17 protein-coding genes are annotated in these 15,408 nt (G+C 63.6%); 10 read left to right on the top strand and 7 right to left on the bottom strand.

Annotation, left to right across the window (positions count from 1 at the left end; genetic code table 11):
* Nucleotides 1-13: 13 nt before the first annotated feature.
* Nucleotides 14-1,165: a zinc-binding dehydrogenase gene (locus ACNJX9_RS16675; protein ID WP_439409565.1), complete on the bottom strand. Its 1,152-nt coding sequence runs from the start codon at nucleotides 1,163-1,165 to the stop codon at nucleotides 14-16.
* 437 nt (nucleotides 1,166-1,602) lie between these two features.
* On the opposite strand from ACNJX9_RS16675, the gene ACNJX9_RS16670 reads away from it, so the two are divergent.
* The 3 genes from ACNJX9_RS16670 to ACNJX9_RS16660 all read left to right on the top strand — a co-directional run bounded on the left by ACNJX9_RS16670 (nucleotide 1,603) and on the right by ACNJX9_RS16660 (nucleotide 4,552).
* Nucleotides 1,603-2,820 (top strand): MFS transporter, encoded by a 1,218-nt coding sequence (locus ACNJX9_RS16670; protein WP_439409564.1) that lies wholly within the window; start codon nucleotides 1,603-1,605, stop codon nucleotides 2,818-2,820.
* 163 nt (nucleotides 2,821-2,983) lie between these two features.
* The gene (locus tag ACNJX9_RS16665; protein WP_057744308.1) at nucleotides 2,984-3,595 is read left to right on the top strand and encodes a PilZ domain-containing protein; all 612 of its coding nucleotides are present in this window, start codon (nucleotides 2,984-2,986) and stop codon (nucleotides 3,593-3,595) included.
* 330 nt (nucleotides 3,596-3,925) lie between these two features.
* Nucleotides 3,926-4,552 (top strand): transglutaminase-like cysteine peptidase, encoded by a 627-nt coding sequence (locus ACNJX9_RS16660; protein ID WP_439409563.1) that lies wholly within the window; start codon nucleotides 3,926-3,928, stop codon nucleotides 4,550-4,552.
* Between the two features lie 129 nt (nucleotides 4,553-4,681).
* On the opposite strand, the gene ACNJX9_RS16655 is transcribed toward ACNJX9_RS16660, so the two are convergent.
* Nucleotides 4,682-6,022: an amidohydrolase family protein gene (locus tag ACNJX9_RS16655; protein ID WP_439409562.1), complete on the bottom strand. Its 1,341-nt coding sequence runs from the start codon at nucleotides 6,020-6,022 to the stop codon at nucleotides 4,682-4,684.
* Between the two features lie 430 nt (nucleotides 6,023-6,452).
* Nucleotides 6,453-7,160 (bottom strand): GntR family transcriptional regulator, encoded by a 708-nt coding sequence (locus tag ACNJX9_RS16650; RefSeq protein WP_439409561.1) that lies wholly within the window; start codon nucleotides 7,158-7,160, stop codon nucleotides 6,453-6,455.
* Nucleotides 7,161-7,426: 266 nt separating this feature from the next.
* On the opposite strand from ACNJX9_RS16650, the gene ACNJX9_RS16645 reads away from it, so the two are divergent.
* The 6 genes from ACNJX9_RS16645 to ACNJX9_RS16620 all read left to right on the top strand — a co-directional run bounded on the left by ACNJX9_RS16645 (nucleotide 7,427) and on the right by ACNJX9_RS16620 (nucleotide 13,086).
* Nucleotides 7,427-8,413: an ABC transporter ATP-binding protein gene (locus ACNJX9_RS16645; protein ID WP_439409560.1), complete on the top strand. Its 987-nt coding sequence runs from the start codon at nucleotides 7,427-7,429 to the stop codon at nucleotides 8,411-8,413.
* A gap of 43 nt (nucleotides 8,414-8,456) precedes the next feature.
* Nucleotides 8,457-9,746 (top strand): ABC transporter substrate-binding protein, encoded by a 1,290-nt coding sequence (locus tag ACNJX9_RS16640; RefSeq protein ID WP_057744324.1) that lies wholly within the window; start codon nucleotides 8,457-8,459, stop codon nucleotides 9,744-9,746.
* Complete coding sequence (locus ACNJX9_RS16635; protein WP_057744328.1) at nucleotides 9,746-10,705, top strand: ABC transporter permease; 960 nt, start codon at nucleotides 9,746-9,748, stop codon at nucleotides 10,703-10,705. The genes ACNJX9_RS16640 and ACNJX9_RS16635 overlap by 1 nt, the downstream gene beginning before the upstream one ends.
* Before the next feature lie 3 nt (nucleotides 10,706-10,708).
* Entirely contained in the window at nucleotides 10,709-11,587 is an 879-nt protein-coding gene (locus ACNJX9_RS16630; RefSeq protein ID WP_057744331.1) for an ABC transporter permease, read from the top strand.
* Between the two features lie 5 nt (nucleotides 11,588-11,592).
* Entirely contained in the window at nucleotides 11,593-12,324 is a 732-nt protein-coding gene (locus tag ACNJX9_RS16625) for an aspartate/glutamate racemase family protein (protein WP_057744334.1), read from the top strand.
* 267 nt (nucleotides 12,325-12,591) lie between these two features.
* The gene (locus tag ACNJX9_RS16620; protein WP_057744338.1) at nucleotides 12,592-13,086 is read left to right on the top strand and encodes a hypothetical protein; all 495 of its coding nucleotides are present in this window, start codon (nucleotides 12,592-12,594) and stop codon (nucleotides 13,084-13,086) included.
* 219 nt (nucleotides 13,087-13,305) lie between these two features.
* Here the strand turns inward: ACNJX9_RS16620 and ACNJX9_RS16615 are convergent, their stop codons facing one another.
* Nucleotides 13,306-13,659: a hypothetical protein gene (locus ACNJX9_RS16615; protein ID WP_439409559.1), complete on the bottom strand. Its 354-nt coding sequence runs from the start codon at nucleotides 13,657-13,659 to the stop codon at nucleotides 13,306-13,308.
* Nucleotides 13,660-13,762: 103 nt separating this feature from the next.
* Nucleotides 13,763-14,065 carry a hypothetical protein gene (locus ACNJX9_RS16610; RefSeq protein ID WP_439409558.1) on the bottom strand — a complete coding sequence of 101 codons (303 nt, stop codon included), beginning with the start codon at nucleotides 14,063-14,065 and terminating at the stop codon, nucleotides 13,763-13,765.
* Here ACNJX9_RS16610 and ACNJX9_RS16605 point away from each other — a divergent pair.
* Entirely contained in the window at nucleotides 14,016-14,363 is a 348-nt protein-coding gene (locus ACNJX9_RS16605) for a hypothetical protein (RefSeq protein WP_439410272.1), read from the top strand. The two genes, ACNJX9_RS16610 and ACNJX9_RS16605, sit on opposite strands and share 50 nt — an antisense overlap.
* A 75-nt stretch (nucleotides 14,364-14,438) precedes the next feature.
* Here ACNJX9_RS16605 and ACNJX9_RS16600 read toward each other — a convergent pair whose 3' ends face one another.
* Nucleotides 14,439-14,969 (bottom strand): gamma carbonic anhydrase family protein, encoded by a 531-nt coding sequence (locus ACNJX9_RS16600; RefSeq protein ID WP_057744353.1) that lies wholly within the window; start codon nucleotides 14,967-14,969, stop codon nucleotides 14,439-14,441.
* 82 nt (nucleotides 14,970-15,051) lie between these two features.
* Nucleotides 15,052-15,381, bottom strand: coding sequence for a DUF6949 family protein (locus ACNJX9_RS16595; protein WP_057744356.1), 330 nt, complete (start codon nucleotides 15,379-15,381; stop codon nucleotides 15,052-15,054).
* Between the last annotated feature and the right edge of the window lie 27 nt (nucleotides 15,382-15,408).

The following is a 15,408-nucleotide window of genomic DNA, read 5'->3' as shown; positions in this document are numbered from 1 at the left end:
GCTACGAGATTTCTTACTCCACCAATTCCGGCCACGGCACGATGGTCGACTTCACCGTCTTCATCGCCATCGCATCCTTTACGGCTCGCGCGACGCCCGCTTCCGTGAACGGATAGATCGTCTGCATCTTCAGCCAGGGATATTTATCGCGGGTGCGGTAGAGCATGTCGACGCCGAGCGGCAGATCGTTGCCGGTAAAGCCCCAGGAGCCGAGCACGTTGAGGTCCTTGGTGCAGATGCGATGCCAGGAGGTCTCGATCGAGCCGGCGTCGGTGAACTGGCCCATCTCGACATAGGTGCCGCCGTCGCGCAGCATCTCGATGCCTTCGGGGCCGGCAGAGGGATGGCCCGAGCAATCCATCACGAGATCAGCGCCGAAGCCGCCGACGATGTCGCGGACGCGCGCGATGCGCTGTTGCGGAGATGTGATCTCTTCGATGTTCACGGTCGCCTCCGCGCCGAACTCGCGCGCGAGCTTGAGCCGCGGCTCCTCCGGCGCGCCGACGCAGATGACGCGCCCTGCTCCCATCTCCTTCGCCGCTGCGACCGCCAGAATGCCGATCGGACCCGAGCCCTGGATCACCACCGTGTCGGCCCAGCTAAAGCCGCCGGCGCGGCTGGCGCGGTTGAACGCGCGGATGCAGGAGGTCAGCGGCTCCGACAGCGCGCCTGATCGCAGCGACATGTCGTCGGGCAGCTTGTAGATCTTGGTGCCCGGCAGCATGTCGAGATCGACATAGACATATTCAGCCCAGCCGCCCCACAGATGCGGCGCCTTGTCGAAGCCGAGATAGCGGCCGTAATAAACCGGCGTCAGGCATTTGTTGGCCGTTTGCGGATAGTGAATGCAGTAATAGCAGCGGCCGCACGGCATCAGCGGCGGAATCATCACCTTCGAGCCGACCTTGAGCGGCTTGCTCATGAAGTCCTCGGTAAATTCATCGCCGCATTCGACAATGACACCGCCGAGCTCGTGGCCGAGCGTGAACGGCCATGGCAGCGGCTTCGGCCAATGACCTTTCAGGATGTGCAGATCCGTGCCGCAGACACCACACGCCCCGATCTTGATCAGCGCACCCTTGCGGCCCACCTTCGGCCACGGCACGGACTTGATCACGGGCTCCGAGCCTGGTCCTGCGTGGGTGCAGACGCGGATTGAATCCATGGCTGTTTCCTCGCGGCCCGCTTGTGTTGAATAATGGAGCGGGCTCGGACAGAGCGTATGTGAGGTTCGGCGAGATGCCAACCGCGGCAACGGTCGTAGCCCGCATGAAGCGCAGCGTAATGCGGGAGCAGCGACCCCGGATTGCGCTACGCTCCATCCGGGCTACGGCGTTGCTACAAGCACCGCCGTCATCCTGAGGTGCTCTCCTTGCGATGCGTCAGGATCGCAAGGGGAGCCTCGAAGGGGCCACGGCCGCCCGCAATTCATTCTTCGAGGCTCGCTTCGCTCGCACCTCAGGATGACGGTTGAGCACGCGGCGGCATTGCATGGCTGATGTTCGAGAACGCGTAAGTATCTTGAGCACCAGTCGCCGGACGTGTAACTCCCCAACAGTCCCGACCCGTGGTGCCCGCTTGAACCCCCTTCCCCAAAATCCCATGGCCGCGTCCGGATCGTTCGCGGCGATGAAGTCCGTGCCGTACCGGCTGCAGTTCATCGCCTATGTGCTGGCGATGATGGCTGACAATATCGAGCACGTGATCAGCTATTGGGTGGTCTTCCAGAAATTCCACTCGCCGACGCTGGGCGGCTTTGCCGTGCTGTCGCACTGGCTGCCGTTCCTCTTGTTCTCGGTCGTGGTCGGCGGGCTCGCCGACCGGTTCGATCCGCGCCGCATCATCCAGTGCGGCATGCAGTTGTTCATATTGGCATCAAGTGGTTGGGGCTTCTTCTTCATCACCGACACGATCCAGATGTGGCACGCGATGCTGCTGCTGGTGATCCATGGCTGCGCCGGCGTGCTCTGGCAGACGCCGAACCAGCTGCTGCTGTACGATCTCGTCGGTCCTGCGGACCTTCCGAGCGCGGTGCGGCTGAACGCGATGGCGCGCTATCTCGGCATTCTGGTCGGCCCCGCGGTCGGCGGAATCATCATGCTGACGCTCGGCCCCTCGCACGGCATCATCTTCAACACGCTGTTCTATCTGCCGATGCTGCTGTGGCTGTTCAGGGCGCCGGTGCGCGACGGCAGCGTTGCCGTGCGGCGCTACGCCGTGCGCGGCCTCGCCGACATCCTGCTGACCATCCGCGCCATCGGCAGCCGGCCGGTGCTGACGGCGATGACATCGCTTGCCGGCCTCACCTCCTTCATGATCGGCAACGCCTATCACGCGCAGATGCCGGGCTTTGCCGGCGATCTCGGCCATGGCGATCCCGGCGTGTCCTACAGCGTGCTGCTCGCGGCCGATGCCGGCGGTGCATTGCTCGCCGGCATTGCGCTGGAATCCTGGGGACGCCTCAAGGGCACGGCGCGCACCGCGATCATGCTGGCGATGCTCTGGAGCGTGGCGCTGCTCGGCTTTGCCTCCGTGCGGATCTATCCGGTCGCGATCGTGCTGCTGTTCTGCGCCGGCTTCTTCGAGCTGTCGTTCAACACCATGGCGCAGGCCCTGGTGCAGCTGAATGCGCCCTCCGACATCCGCGGCCGGGTCGTCGGTCTTTATAATATGGCGGGACTTGGCATGCGGGCGTTCAGCGGCATCACCGTCGGCGTCTTTGGTGCGGCGATCGGGATTCACTGGTCGCTGGGCCTTTCGGCCGCAGTGTTGCTGGCCGTGCTTTGCCTGCTTTATGGGCGTGCGACCAGGACAGCCTAGGGGGCAGCCGGTGGGGCCGCCGGGGACCAGGCCGCCGCTGATATGGTTTTTTGAACGCATTGTGCCGCTCCGTCATCGCCGCGCCAAATCATAACGTGGCATTAACCCTATGCACCTTAGGGTCGTGTCGGACTCCGCCCGGGCGGGGGCTCGGGTAGTGAAAATGGCGTTGGCGAACAAAAAATTTCTTCCGGCCGCCGAGGAACGTCGGCGTTTCCAGCGGGTGAAGGTGCACCTGCTCGGCCGTTACATGCTGCCGGATCGCCGTGAATTCCCCTGCCAGGTGATCAACATGTCTCCGGGGGGCCTTGCGCTGCTCGCGCCCGGCATCGGCAATGTCGGCGACCGCGTGGTCGCCTATCTCGACCATATCGGCCGGGTCGAGGGAAAGATCACGCGGATCATCGACAACGGCTTCGCCATGACGGTGGGCGCGACGCCGCGCAAGCGCGACAAGCTCGCAGCCCAGCTGACCTGGCTGGCCAATCGCGACATCCTCAACCTGCCGGAAGACCGCCGCCACGACCGTATCGTGCCGCGCAACCCGATCGCCGTGCTGACGCTCGAGGACGGCACCAAGATGACCTGCCGCATCATCGACCTGTCGCTGTCGGGCGCGGCGATTGCGGCTGAGAACCGTCCGCCGCTGAAATCGACCGTCCTGCTCGGCCGGGTCCAGGGCCGCGTGGTGCGAAACCTCGAGGACGGCTTCGCGCTCGAGTTCATGCACGAGCAGCCGATCGAGACACTCGAAGAGAGCGTTACCGCGCGGTAAAGCGCGACGGCATAAAGACCCCCGTTTTTCCCGCTCCGAAGGCGGTCTCTGCGATGCAGACGCCGCCTTTTTCGCGTCTCGCTGCCCGCTGCAGGCGGTTAACGCCCGGCCTGTCCCCCCGCTCAAGCCGCGGTTCCCTCAGGGTTTCCGCGTTAATTGCTACAATTTGAATCAATTGCAGTATTCTCAAATTTTAGTCGAGATCTATTCAAGTATAGAGCGAATTCGCTGCCGGTTTTACTTGAATTCGTCTCGACTTGACTTGGTCGACTTAGCGGCAACGCAAAAGCTCCGTGCGAAATGTGGTCCCAACAAGAAACGGGGGCCGCAATGTTGGATTTCAGGGGACAGGGAAAGGCATTGGCGCTCGGCGCCATGCTGTTCGGAATGAGCGCGGCGGTGCAGGCCGGCGAAAGCCGCCTGCTTTACGCGAGCCTCGGCGACACCACGCGCGCGCCGATCGGCTGGGTCGAGTTTTGTGCAGAGAACGCCGCTCAGTGTCAGGGCGGACCGACGCAACCACGCGACATCGTGATGTCGCAGGCCGCGTGGCGCGACCTGACCAAGGTCAATCGCTGGGTCAACGAGACGATCAAGCCTCTGACCGACGAGGAGCACTGGGGCGTCGTCGAGAAATGGTCGTTGCCGACCGACGGCTACGGCGACTGTGAGGATTACGTGCTGTTGAAGCGCAAGATGCTGATGGATGCCGGCTGGCCGCGCGAGGCCCTGCTCATCACCGTCGTGCGAGACAAGAAGGGCGAAGGACACGCGGTGCTGACGGTAAAGACCGACAAGGGCGAGTTCGTTCTCGACAATCAGAACGAGAACGTCGTCGCCTGGACGGAGACCGGCTACCGCTTCGTCAAGCGCCAGTCGCAAAGCGATCCCAACGTCTGGGTCTCGCTTGGCGATACCAAGCCGGCGGTCTCGACCGCCAGCGCAAGAGACCAGTAGTTCGATCATTACAGCCAAACAAACGAGTTACGCGACCCGGTCACATCCCCACCCCTCCCCGTCCCAGACCGGTTCGCGCGCGGCCAGGCTTCCCCCAAAGCCTGGCCGCAACTTTTTAGGACGCGGTTGTCAGCGCGGCAGGATGTTCTTGTAGATCCTGCCGTCCTTCATGATCACCACGAAGCTCTTCGCGGGATCCTCGACGAGGCTGATGTTGTCGAGCGGATTGCCGTCGACCAGCAGAAGATCGGCAAGCGCCCCCTCTTCGACCACGCCGAGCTTGCCGGGATAAGGATTGCGTGGGCCGGACAGGCTCAGCAGTTCCGCATTGCTCGACGTCGCCATGGCCAGCGCTTCCGCTGGGGTGTACCAGCGCGTCAGCGCGGCCAGCATCGAACCCTGCTTTTCAGCGAGCGCCTGCGAGAACAGGACGTCAGTGCCGAATGCAGTCTTGATGTGATATTTCTTTGCCAGCTCATAGACACGGTCCGTGCCGGCAACCACCTGCCGCAGCTTGTCCTGCTCCGACGGCCCGAGCCCGGCTCCCAACGACATATCCAGGAACGGCTGGGTGCTGAGCCAGATTCCCTTCTCCGCAATCAGCTTCGCACTCGCTTCGTCCATGAGATGGCCGTGCTCGATGCATCTGACCCCCGCCGCGATCGAGCGCTGGATCGCGACCGGCGTATAGGCGTGCGTGGCAACATAAGTGCCCCAATTGTCGGCAGCCTCCACGGCGGCGCGCAGCTCGGGCTCGGTGAAGGTCGAGACGTCGAGCGGACTGAAGGGTGAGGCCACACCGCCGCCCGCGGTGAGCTTAACCTGCGAGGCGCCCTGCATCAGCTGCTCGCGCGCGCGCACGCGCACTTCGTCCGGGCTATCGGCGACCATGCTGCCGCCGATCCGCTCCATGCGGCTGAGCATGCCGCCGAGGGTGCGCGGCAGGTCGGAGAGCTGGCGGAAGTCGCCATGGCCGCCGGTGATGGTGATGATCGCCCCCGACGGATAGATGCGCGGTCCGGCGACGAGATCCTCGTCGATAGCCTGCTTGAGGCCGAAGGTCGGTCCACCCATGTCGCGTATGGTGGTGAAGCCGCGCATCAGCGTTGCGGTCGCCTCGCTGGCGGCGAGCAGGTTGTTGTAGCCGATATCGCCGGCAAGCGCCGCCATCGGCGTCGGGCGCACCAGCATCGCGTGCCAATGCGCATCGATCAGTCCCGGCATCAGCACCCGGCCGCCGCCGTCGACGACCTGGCCAGCGGCCGCGATCTCGGCGGTCGAGATCTTCTCGATCTTGCCGTTCCTGACGAGGACATTGGATGGCGCCGAGAGCGTCGCGTTCTTGCCGTCGAAGATCTTGACGTTGCGGAACAGGACGGCATTGTCCTGCTGTGCCGGCGCAGGCGATGCGGTGCAGACGAGCGTTGCGAGCAGAGCCGTGAAGCCGGCTAGCCTGGACAATCCCGACATGTTCGATCTCCCGGTGGGGTGCCGCTGTACGGCCGCCGCGACAGCTCGCCAGGCCGCCGTACCGTTCCGCTCTTCGACGGCCGAATGCGACGCCATTGCACCAGCTCCGCAGAGCGGATGGGCTATTGCCGAAGCAGCTCCAGAACCCGTTGCGCGGACGAGAGTTGACGCCCGCCACCGGACGGAGTCAATTTACAACTATAGGGCGATTTAGTATTGCAGCCATACGAGTCCAAAGGAGATGCGATGGCAGAAACATCTCTCGGGAAAGTTCAGCACATGAGTAAGCGAGACTGCCTTGCTTGCATCGAATTCTGATCAAAACCGAGCAACGCAGTTGACCTATGATCACACGCAAGATTGCAACCGGTCACGGACAGTCGTGCGTAACGAAAAATCTTCGTTGCCTTGACCGAGCAATGCGGCTCGCCTACGCGCCGAGCACGTCGGCAAGCCGCAACTCGTCCGCGGCGGGGTCCTTCAGGAACAGCTCGGCCTCGATCTCGTTCAGGTGCGACAGCATCCGCATGCACGCGGCCTGCTTGTCGCGCCTGTGGATCGCAGTGACGATCTCGGCATGATGATCGGTGCCGCAGGCGGGCGTATCGTGACGGCGATAGAGCAGGATGATCAGCGAGGAGCGCGCGATCAGTTCTTTCAGGAAGCCGAGATAGATGCTGTGGCCGCTCATCTCGGCGATGAGCCGATGAAAGTCGCCGGAGAGCCGGACCGAGGCGCGCGCATCACCGCGCAGCTCCGCTTCACGCTCCTCAGCAAGGTGCTGCTGAAGGCGCTCGATCCACGCGGGAGAAACGGCATCAACGGCGTGATCGACGATGGTGGGCTCGATCAGGCGGCGCGCCTCGAACACCTCGCGGGCATCCCCAGGCGTCGGGCGGGCAACGAATGCGCCGCGGTTCTTCTCGATGTTGACGATGCCCTCATGCGCGAGCTGCTGCAGCGCGGTGCGGACCAGCGTCCGGCTCGCGCCATAGATCTCGCCGATCTCATCCTCGCCGAGCTTGGTGCCCGGCAGCAGGCGATGCTCGAGGATCGCCGCGGTCACACCCTCCCTGATCCGGCTGACGCGATCGCTCGCGTCGGGCGCATCGGGTTTCGGGCGGGATTTGGCGGCCATCAGCTCGAAGTGTTGGGTTTGAGGACGCGATCGGCGTTTGGTCTTCGATGGTAATCGACGAGCTGTATCCAATCACAGGCGAAACTTTATACAATCCTCGCCCATTTTGTGTGCATGCTCCTGCCGACCCGAGGCGGCGCACAAACACGCTGGATTCGATCTAACGATCTGACTCCACTGCACAGTTTTCGAATTCGTCGATTTTGGCGCTGTTGGCACGGACCTTGCGGAGAGAGGCGGAGCACCGCCCTCCTCTCGGACACGCCATGGCCACTCCTGCCGCTCTCGAACTGGTTGCCGTCACCAAGCGCTATGACGCGACGGTAGCGGTCGACAATGTCAATCTGAAAATCCCGGCCGGCACCTATTGCTGCCTGCTCGGTCCGTCCGGCTGCGGCAAAACCTCGACGCTACGCATGATCGCCGGTCATGAAGCAGTCAGCGAGGGCGACATCATCCTCGGCCCGCAGAACGTCACGGATCTCGAGCCTGCCAAGCGGGGCACGGCCATGATGTTCCAGTCCTACGCATTGTTTCCGCACCTCACTGTGCTCGACAATGTTGCGTTTGCCCTGAAAATGCGCGGCATCGACAAGCCGACGCGCCACAAGCGTGCCGGCGAGCTGCTCGAACTCGTCGCGATGAGCCCCTATGCCAGCCGCCTGCCGGCCCAGCTCTCCGGCGGCCAGCAGCAGCGCGTGGCGCTCGCGCGAGCGCTGATCACCGAGCCGCAGATCCTGCTGCTCGACGAGCCGCTGTCCGCGCTCGATCCGTTCCTGCGGGTCAGGATGCGCGGCGAGCTGAAACGGCTGCAGCGCGAGCTCGGCATCAGCTTCATCCAGGTCACCCACGGCCAGGAAGAGGCGATGGCCCTCGCCGACCACATCGTGGTGATGAACCAGGGCAAGATCGAGCAGCAGGGCACGGCCCGTGACATCTTCCACCGTCCCCGCACCGAATTCGTGGCGCGCTTCATCGGCGGCCACAACGTCCTCAGCGACGCCGGCAAGCTCATCGCCGTGCGCGCCGATCAGCTCGGCATCGTGCCGTTCGTTGACGGCGCATTCGGCGCGCCGGCGCTGCTGACCCAGACCGAGTACCAGGGCTCCTATGTTGCCGTCTCGCTCACGCTCGACGACGGCACCGCCCTGTTCTCCCATCTTCCCGAGTCCACCTTCGACGTCCATCCGTTCCGGCCGGGCGATCGCGTGCTGGCCACCTGGGATCCCGCCAAGGCGCAACGTCTGCAATAGCGCCGTCATTTTAGAAAATGCGCAACACAGAGGAGTGACTGGAATGACAGAGACGACCAAGAAGACAGGCGTCAGCCGCCGCACGCTACTCAAGGGCACCGCGGGTCTCGCGGGCCTCGCCGCTGGCTCCGGCGCCATCACCGGCTTCCCCTACGTGATGTCGGCCGAGCCGAAGGTGCTGCGCTATCTCGGCACTGCCGTGAACGAGGGCGACGACATCTCCAAGCAGTGCCTGAAGGACACCGGCATCAAGATCGAATACATCACCGCGACGACCGACGACGTCACCAAGCGCGTGATGACCCAGCCGAATTCCTTCGACGTGCTGGACACCGAATATTTCTCGCTGAAGAAGCTGGTGCCGTCGGGCAACATCCTTGCCCTCGACGCCAAGAAGATCAAGGAATTCGACAACATCACCCCCGTCTTCACCAAGGGCGAGACGCCCGGCGGCAAGAAGATCGGCGGTCAGGGCACCGCGCCCTGGAAGGTGCTCTATCTCGAAGGCAAGGACTCCAAGACGTTCTCCAAGACGGCGACCGAGTTCGTCACGCTGATCCCGACGGTCTACAACGCCGACACGCTCGGCATCCGTCCCGACCTGATCAAGCGCCCGATCTCCTCGTGGTCGGAGCTGCTCAATCCCGAGTTCAAGGGCAAGGCCTCGATCCTCAACATCCCCTCGATCGGCATCATGGATGCCGCAATGGTCGTGGAAGCCACCGGCAAGTACAAATATGCCGACAAGGGCAACATGACCAAGGAAGAGATCGATCTCACCATGAAGGTGATGACCGAAGCGAAGAAGGCCGGCCAGTTCCGCGCGTTCTGGAAGGACTTCAACGAGAGCGTCAACCTGATGGCCTCGGGTGAGACCGTCATTCAGTCGATGTGGTCGCCGGCGGTGACCAAGGTGCGCTCGATGGGCATCCCCTGCACCTTCCAGCCCCTCAAGGAAGGCTATCGCTCCTGGGCGTCCGGCTTCTGCGTCTCCAAGGGCGTGTCGGGCGACAAGCTCGACTGGGCCTATGAGTTCGTCAACTGGTTCCTGTCCGGCTATGCCGGCGCGTATCTCAACCGCCAGGGCTACTACTCGGCCGTGCTCTCGACCGCGAAGGCCAACATGGAGCCCTACGAGTGGGCCTACTGGATGGAAGGCAAGCCCGCCGAGAAGGACATCAAGGCGCCCGACGGCTCGCTGCTGGAGAAGGCCGGTGCCGTGCGTGACGGCGGCTCCTATGAGGACCGCATGGGCGGCGTCGCCTGCTGGAACGCGGTGATGGACGAAAACGACTACATGGTCCGCAAGTGGAACGAGTTCATCGCCGCGTGATGGATACGTCAGAAGACATCCTGCAACAGGCATCCCCGGACCTCGTCCGGGGATCCCAGACGAGGCGCGCGGCGAAATCCGCGCGCTTGTCGCCGTCTTTCGTCTCCTGGCTCCAGGCCGGGCCGATGATGCTGGTGTTTCTCGCCTTCTTCCTGATCCCGCTGGTCTTCGTCGTCATCGTCTCGTTCTGGGACTACAACGAATATCAATTGCTGCCGGCCTTCTCCGGCCGCGGCTACACCGACACCTTCGAAGGCTGCATCGCGCAGCTCCCGGATCTCTGCACGATCGCAAAAACCTATCTGAAGACGCTGAAGCTCTGTTTCCTGGTCTGGGCCATCACGCTCTTCATCGGCTTCTGGGTCGCCTATTTCCTCGCCTTCCATGTCAAGTCGAAGACCTGGCAGATGGGACTGTCGCTGCTCTGCACGATCCCGTTCTGGACCTCCAACGTCATTCGCATGATCGCCTGGATCCCGCTGCTCGGGCGCAATGGCCTCGTCAACTCCGGCCTGATGAAGACCGGCCTGATCAACCAGCCGCTGGAATGGCTGCTGTTCTCCGAATTCTCGGTGGTGCTGGCGCTGGTCCACCTCTTCACCTTCTTCATGGTGGTGCCGATCTTCAATTCGATGGTCCGCATCGACAAATCGCTGATCGAGGCGGCCTACGACGCCGGCGCCTCCGGCCTCCAGACGCTGGTCAACGTCATCATTCCGCTGGCCAAGCCCGGCATCGTGATCGGCTCGATCTTCGTCATCACCATCGTGATGGGCGACTTCATCACCATCGGCGTGATGGGCGGACAGCAGATCGCCGCCGCCGGCAAGATCATCGAGACCCGGGTCAACGCGTTGCAATTCCCGGCTGCGGCCGCCAATGCCGTGATCCTGCTCGTCATCACCTTCCTGATCATCACCATGATGTCGCGCATCGTCGACATCAAGAAGGAGCTGTAGGCGATGAAGGAAGGACGCCCGCGCTCATTCTACGTGCTTGCAATCTTCTTCGCGGCCTATGTGCTGTTTCTCTACGGCCCGATGATCGCGATCTACGTGCTGTCGTTCCAGGGGCCGCAAGGCGGCCTCACCTTCCCGATGAACGGCGTGTCGACCTACTGGCTGACAAAGCTGTTCCAGGGCACCGGCATCGTCGATCTCGGCGCGGCCTTCCGCCGCTCGCTGCTGCTTGGCGTCATCGTGATGGCCGTCACCGTCGTGCTGTCGGTTGCTGCCGGCATGGCCTTCCGCAGGAAGTTCAAGGCGCAGAGCATTCTGTTCTACTCGGCGATCGCGAGCCTGATCGTGCCCTCGATCATCACCTCGCTCGGAATCTCATTGGAGTTCCGCATCATCGACGATCTGATCAAGGCGCATTGGAACGGGAATTTCGAGACCTCGATGGGCCTGCTCACCTCGGGTCTCGGTGCGCACCTGACCTGGACGCTGCCGTTTGGTCTCTTGATCATGTTCGCGATCTTCAACCGCTTCGATCCCAGGCTCGAGGAAGCGGCGCGCGATCTCGGCGCGACGCCGTGGCAGGCCTTCCGTCATGTCGTGCTGCCGATCATCCTGCCGTCCGTGATCGGCATCGGCCTGTTCGGCTTCACGCTGTCCTGGGACGAGCTGGCGCGCTCCAGCCAGGCGATCGGGGCGGTCAATACATTGCCGCTCGACCTCCAGGGCCTCACCACGACGGTGACGAACCCGGATATCTATGCGCTCGGCACCATCATCTCCGCGGTGTCCTTCGCGGTGATCACGCTTGCGCTGTGCACCATCCACATGCTCAACAAGCGCCAGGCGGCCAAGGGGTCGGACGCCGGCAAGGGACTTGTCTAACTGCAATGCGACTGCACGTCGTCAATCCCAACACCACGGCGACGATGACGGCGAAGATCGCCGCGGCGGCGCGCGCCATCGCACTGCCCGATACGGTGATCGACGCGCGCCAGCCCGCGATGGGGCCGGTTTCGATTGAGGGATTCTACGACGAGGCTTTCGCGGTGCCCGGCATGCTCGGTTGCATCCGCGAGGCCGATTGCGACGGCGCGGATGCGCACATCATCGCCTGCTTCGACGACACCGGCCTCGATGCCGCACGTGCCGTGGCGAAAGCGCCGGTGATCGGCATCGGCGAAGCCGGCTTTCACATGGCGAGCCTGGTCGCGGCACGCTTTGCCGTGGTGACGACGCTTGGCGTCTCCATCGTGCCGATCGAACATAATTTGCGGAAATACGGCCTGGCCGAGCGCTGTGCCCGCGTCCGTGCCGCCGAAGTCCCGGTGCTCGCGCTCGAGGAGCGCAATACAGAGGCGCTCGGCAAGATTTCCGCGGAGATCACGGCAGCGATCCGCGACGACCGCGCCGAGGCCATCGTGCTCGGCTGCGCCGGCATGGCCGATCTTGCGGCAGAACTCGCCGGCACCCACGGCCTGCCCGTGGTTGATGGCGTTGCCGCCGCAGTGACGCTGGCGGAAGGACTGGTCCGGCTCGGGCTCGCGACATCCCGGCTTGGGCCTTACGCGGCGCCGCGCGCGAAGGCATACTCAGGCCCGTTTGCACCGTTTCAGCCCTGAGCGTCTGCTGCGCACTGACGGCGCGGACCTTCGACGGTGTACCGCGTTCATCGTCTATCGCATGACGATCCAGCCGTCGTTGAAGGCAGCCCGTCCTTAAGCGCTGCCGAAGCTCCAGCGGATCCTCGGTTTTTCCTCAAGTGGCCACCTTTTTGTCCCAATTGTTGCTGAAAAGTAACACTTTCGGACGCCCCGGCCGCCTTGTTCTGAGTTCTTGTGCTGCCGCTCTTCGCCACTCACCAAGTTTCAATTTGGGTCTTGTCAGCGATGATCGATCTCGCAGAGGACACACCGTCCACACCCCTTCTTCGTCTTGGCGCCCAGCCGATCGCGTTGACGGCTGCCGCGCTGCTGCTCCTGATCGCCGGCGTCACCTCGATCGCGATCTGGCGCGCCTATACCGGCGCTGCGCCTGAGACCGACCGCGTGGTCGCCTCGCGGCAGCTTCAGGTGCGCGCGGCGCAGGCGTCCGAACAACTGGTCGAGAAGACCAAAGGACTGGAGGCGACTCAGCAGGAATCGATCGATCAACTCCAGGTCGTGCAGGACCAGCTCCAGAGCATGAAGAAGCTGCTCGCCTCGCAGCAGGCCGACACCAAGCGCCTGTCGGATCAGGTCACCAGTCTGAACGAGTCCATCGACGGGCTGCGGCAATCCTTTGCCAGCGTCCGGTCCACCGAGGCCGACACGCCGTCGGTTACTCCGAGGAAACCGGCGCGCCACCGCGTCCATGCCAGCGCCCGCAAACGCGCGAGGGGCTGATTAGATCCCGCGTCGCGACCCTTTATTTTCTCCGGATGTGAAATGGATCACATTTGTCGGTGTGATTCCGGGCCATGTTCGGCTCTACCGGATGGCGTGAGCCGATTTCAATATCCGGGGCTGGCAAGGTCGTTGACGGTATACTGCGTCAACGGCCTTGTTTTTTGATCCGAGGTAATTTGGTGCCTCGGCCAGGCAGCGCCCTCATAGCAGCTGCTTCTATTCACAGACTTGAACACGGCGGACGCGCCAGCCCCATTGCGTCATCACGCCCTGCGGCACCAGGTAGCACTGCGCACCGTAGTCTTCGTAGCCGACGCCGTAGTATTCGCCATAGTACGGGTAGCCATAGCCATAAGCGCCATAATAGCCGGCACCCGCAATGCCAGCGCCGATCGCGACACCCGGCCAGAAGCCGCCGCCGTGCCAACCATGGCCCCAGCCTCCGTGGCCCCAGCCGCCACCACCCCAATGGCCGCCGCCACCGAAACCGCCACGCGCCTGCGCCGCCTGGGGCGCTGCGAGACCAACCGCCGCGATGGCCAGTGCGGCCACGATCAACTTGCGCAACATCAACTCACCCTCCGCGTGGAAACGCTCCACACTGCAAAACAGGAGCAAGCTAATGTCACTTGATCGTCGATGACAGCAGGACCGGCTCACTTCCGCGCGAGCGTCAGCAGCCGCGGCAGATGCTCTTCATCTTCTTGTCAAGCAGGCGGTTCTCGGCGCTTACCGTGGCATCGGCGTCGGGGTTCGTGCCCGAGGCTGCGCCGGTGGTGACACCCGGCGCGGCGTTCGCGCCGGAGGATTGCGCCGTACCCAGACTGTTGGTGCCGGGCGGCGGCGCCGGCGCATTGGCGACACCGCCGGTCGATCCGGTCGCACCGCCGGTGGTCTGTGCGAACGAGACAGCGGGGAGGCCGATGATGACGACGACCAACATCTTGATCGAAGCGCTTGCGGACGTCTGGGCCATTGGAAAATCTCCCTGCCCGATCAACGGTTGCAGCAAAAACAGGTTCCGGAACAAATCCCGTCACATCAGCTTGAAACTCGACCGCGCAGCGACCAAGGCGGCGGCGCGCGAGACTGTGAGAGGCAAAATCATGATGACGGATCGCGATCCCTTTGCAGAAGGCGAGCGCGCGGCGCGCGAAAACATTCCGGCCGAAGCCAACCCTTACACCGACGGCAGCGACGAGCACGCCTTGTGGGCAGCCGGGCATGAGAAGGTCGCCGGCACAATCGAAGCGCGGGAATCCGAGGGAAACTGACGCTCCTCCGGACGGCCGCTAAGCGGCGGCGCGGCCGTCGTTCAGGTCGATCTCATAGGCGATCCGAAGCCCGGATCAGCCGATCCGCTTCAGCCCCTTCTGGAAGCGCGGGCCGTTGGCGACATAGAATCTTGCGGCGTTGCCCATCTTCTGCACCTGGGCATCGTCGAGCGTGCGGATGACGCGCGCCGGCGAGCCGATGATCAGCGAGCGTTCGGGGAACTCCTTGCCCTCGGTGATGACGGAGCCGGCGCCGACGATGCTGTTGCGGCCGATCCTGGCGCCGTTCATGACGATCGAGCCCATGCCGATCAGCGCGCCTTCCTCGACGGTGCAGCCGTGCAGGATGACGTTGTGGCCGACGGTGCAGTTCCTGCCGATGACGAGCGGAAAGCCGAGGTCGGTGTGGCAGGTCGAGCCGTCCTGCACATTGGCGCCCTCGCCGATCTCGATCCACTCATTGTCGCCGCGCAGCACCGCGCCGAACCAGACGCTCGCGCCCGGCTTCAGGCGCACCTTGCCGATCACGGTCGCGGTTTCCGCGATGAAGTAGTTGCCGTCGGAGGGAAGATCGGGCGCCTGCCCGTCGAGCTCGTAGATCGCCATGGAGGTCTCCTGTCACGTCGACCCAAGCCATAGCGAAACGACGCCGTGGAGGCAAAGGCCTGCCGCGCAGCCCTGCAAGGCGTCAGCCAATGACGCCGGTCGCGCGCAGCGTCATCAGGAAGAAGGTGCCGCTCATCATGCTCCAGAAGCAGGCGATGACGGTCGCCATCATCACGAACTCGAAGCGGCGGCTTTCGAGCCGCATGCCGCGCAGCGTATTGCGCATGATGATGAAGGGCGCCGCGAACACCAGGAACGGCACGGCCGCAAACGTCTTCGGCGCCACGCCCTCCTGCAGCAATCCGAAGCCTGCGGGGCGCTGCGACAGCGCCTGGTAACCATTGGCGAGCGCGCCCGCGAGCGCAAAGCCGATGCAGATCGAGAAGAAGGTGTTGAGAGCTTCAGGTGTCATCGGAACAGTCCGCCCATACGCAACGCG

It is taken from the genome of Bradyrhizobium sp. BLXBL-03, assembly GCF_051853015.1.
In the GTDB taxonomy this organism is placed as follows: Bacteria; Pseudomonadota; Alphaproteobacteria; order Rhizobiales; family Xanthobacteraceae; genus Bradyrhizobium; species Bradyrhizobium manausense.
The sequence above is the reverse complement of the archived record's forward strand: the minus strand, read 5'-3'. Positions and strand labels throughout refer to the sequence as shown.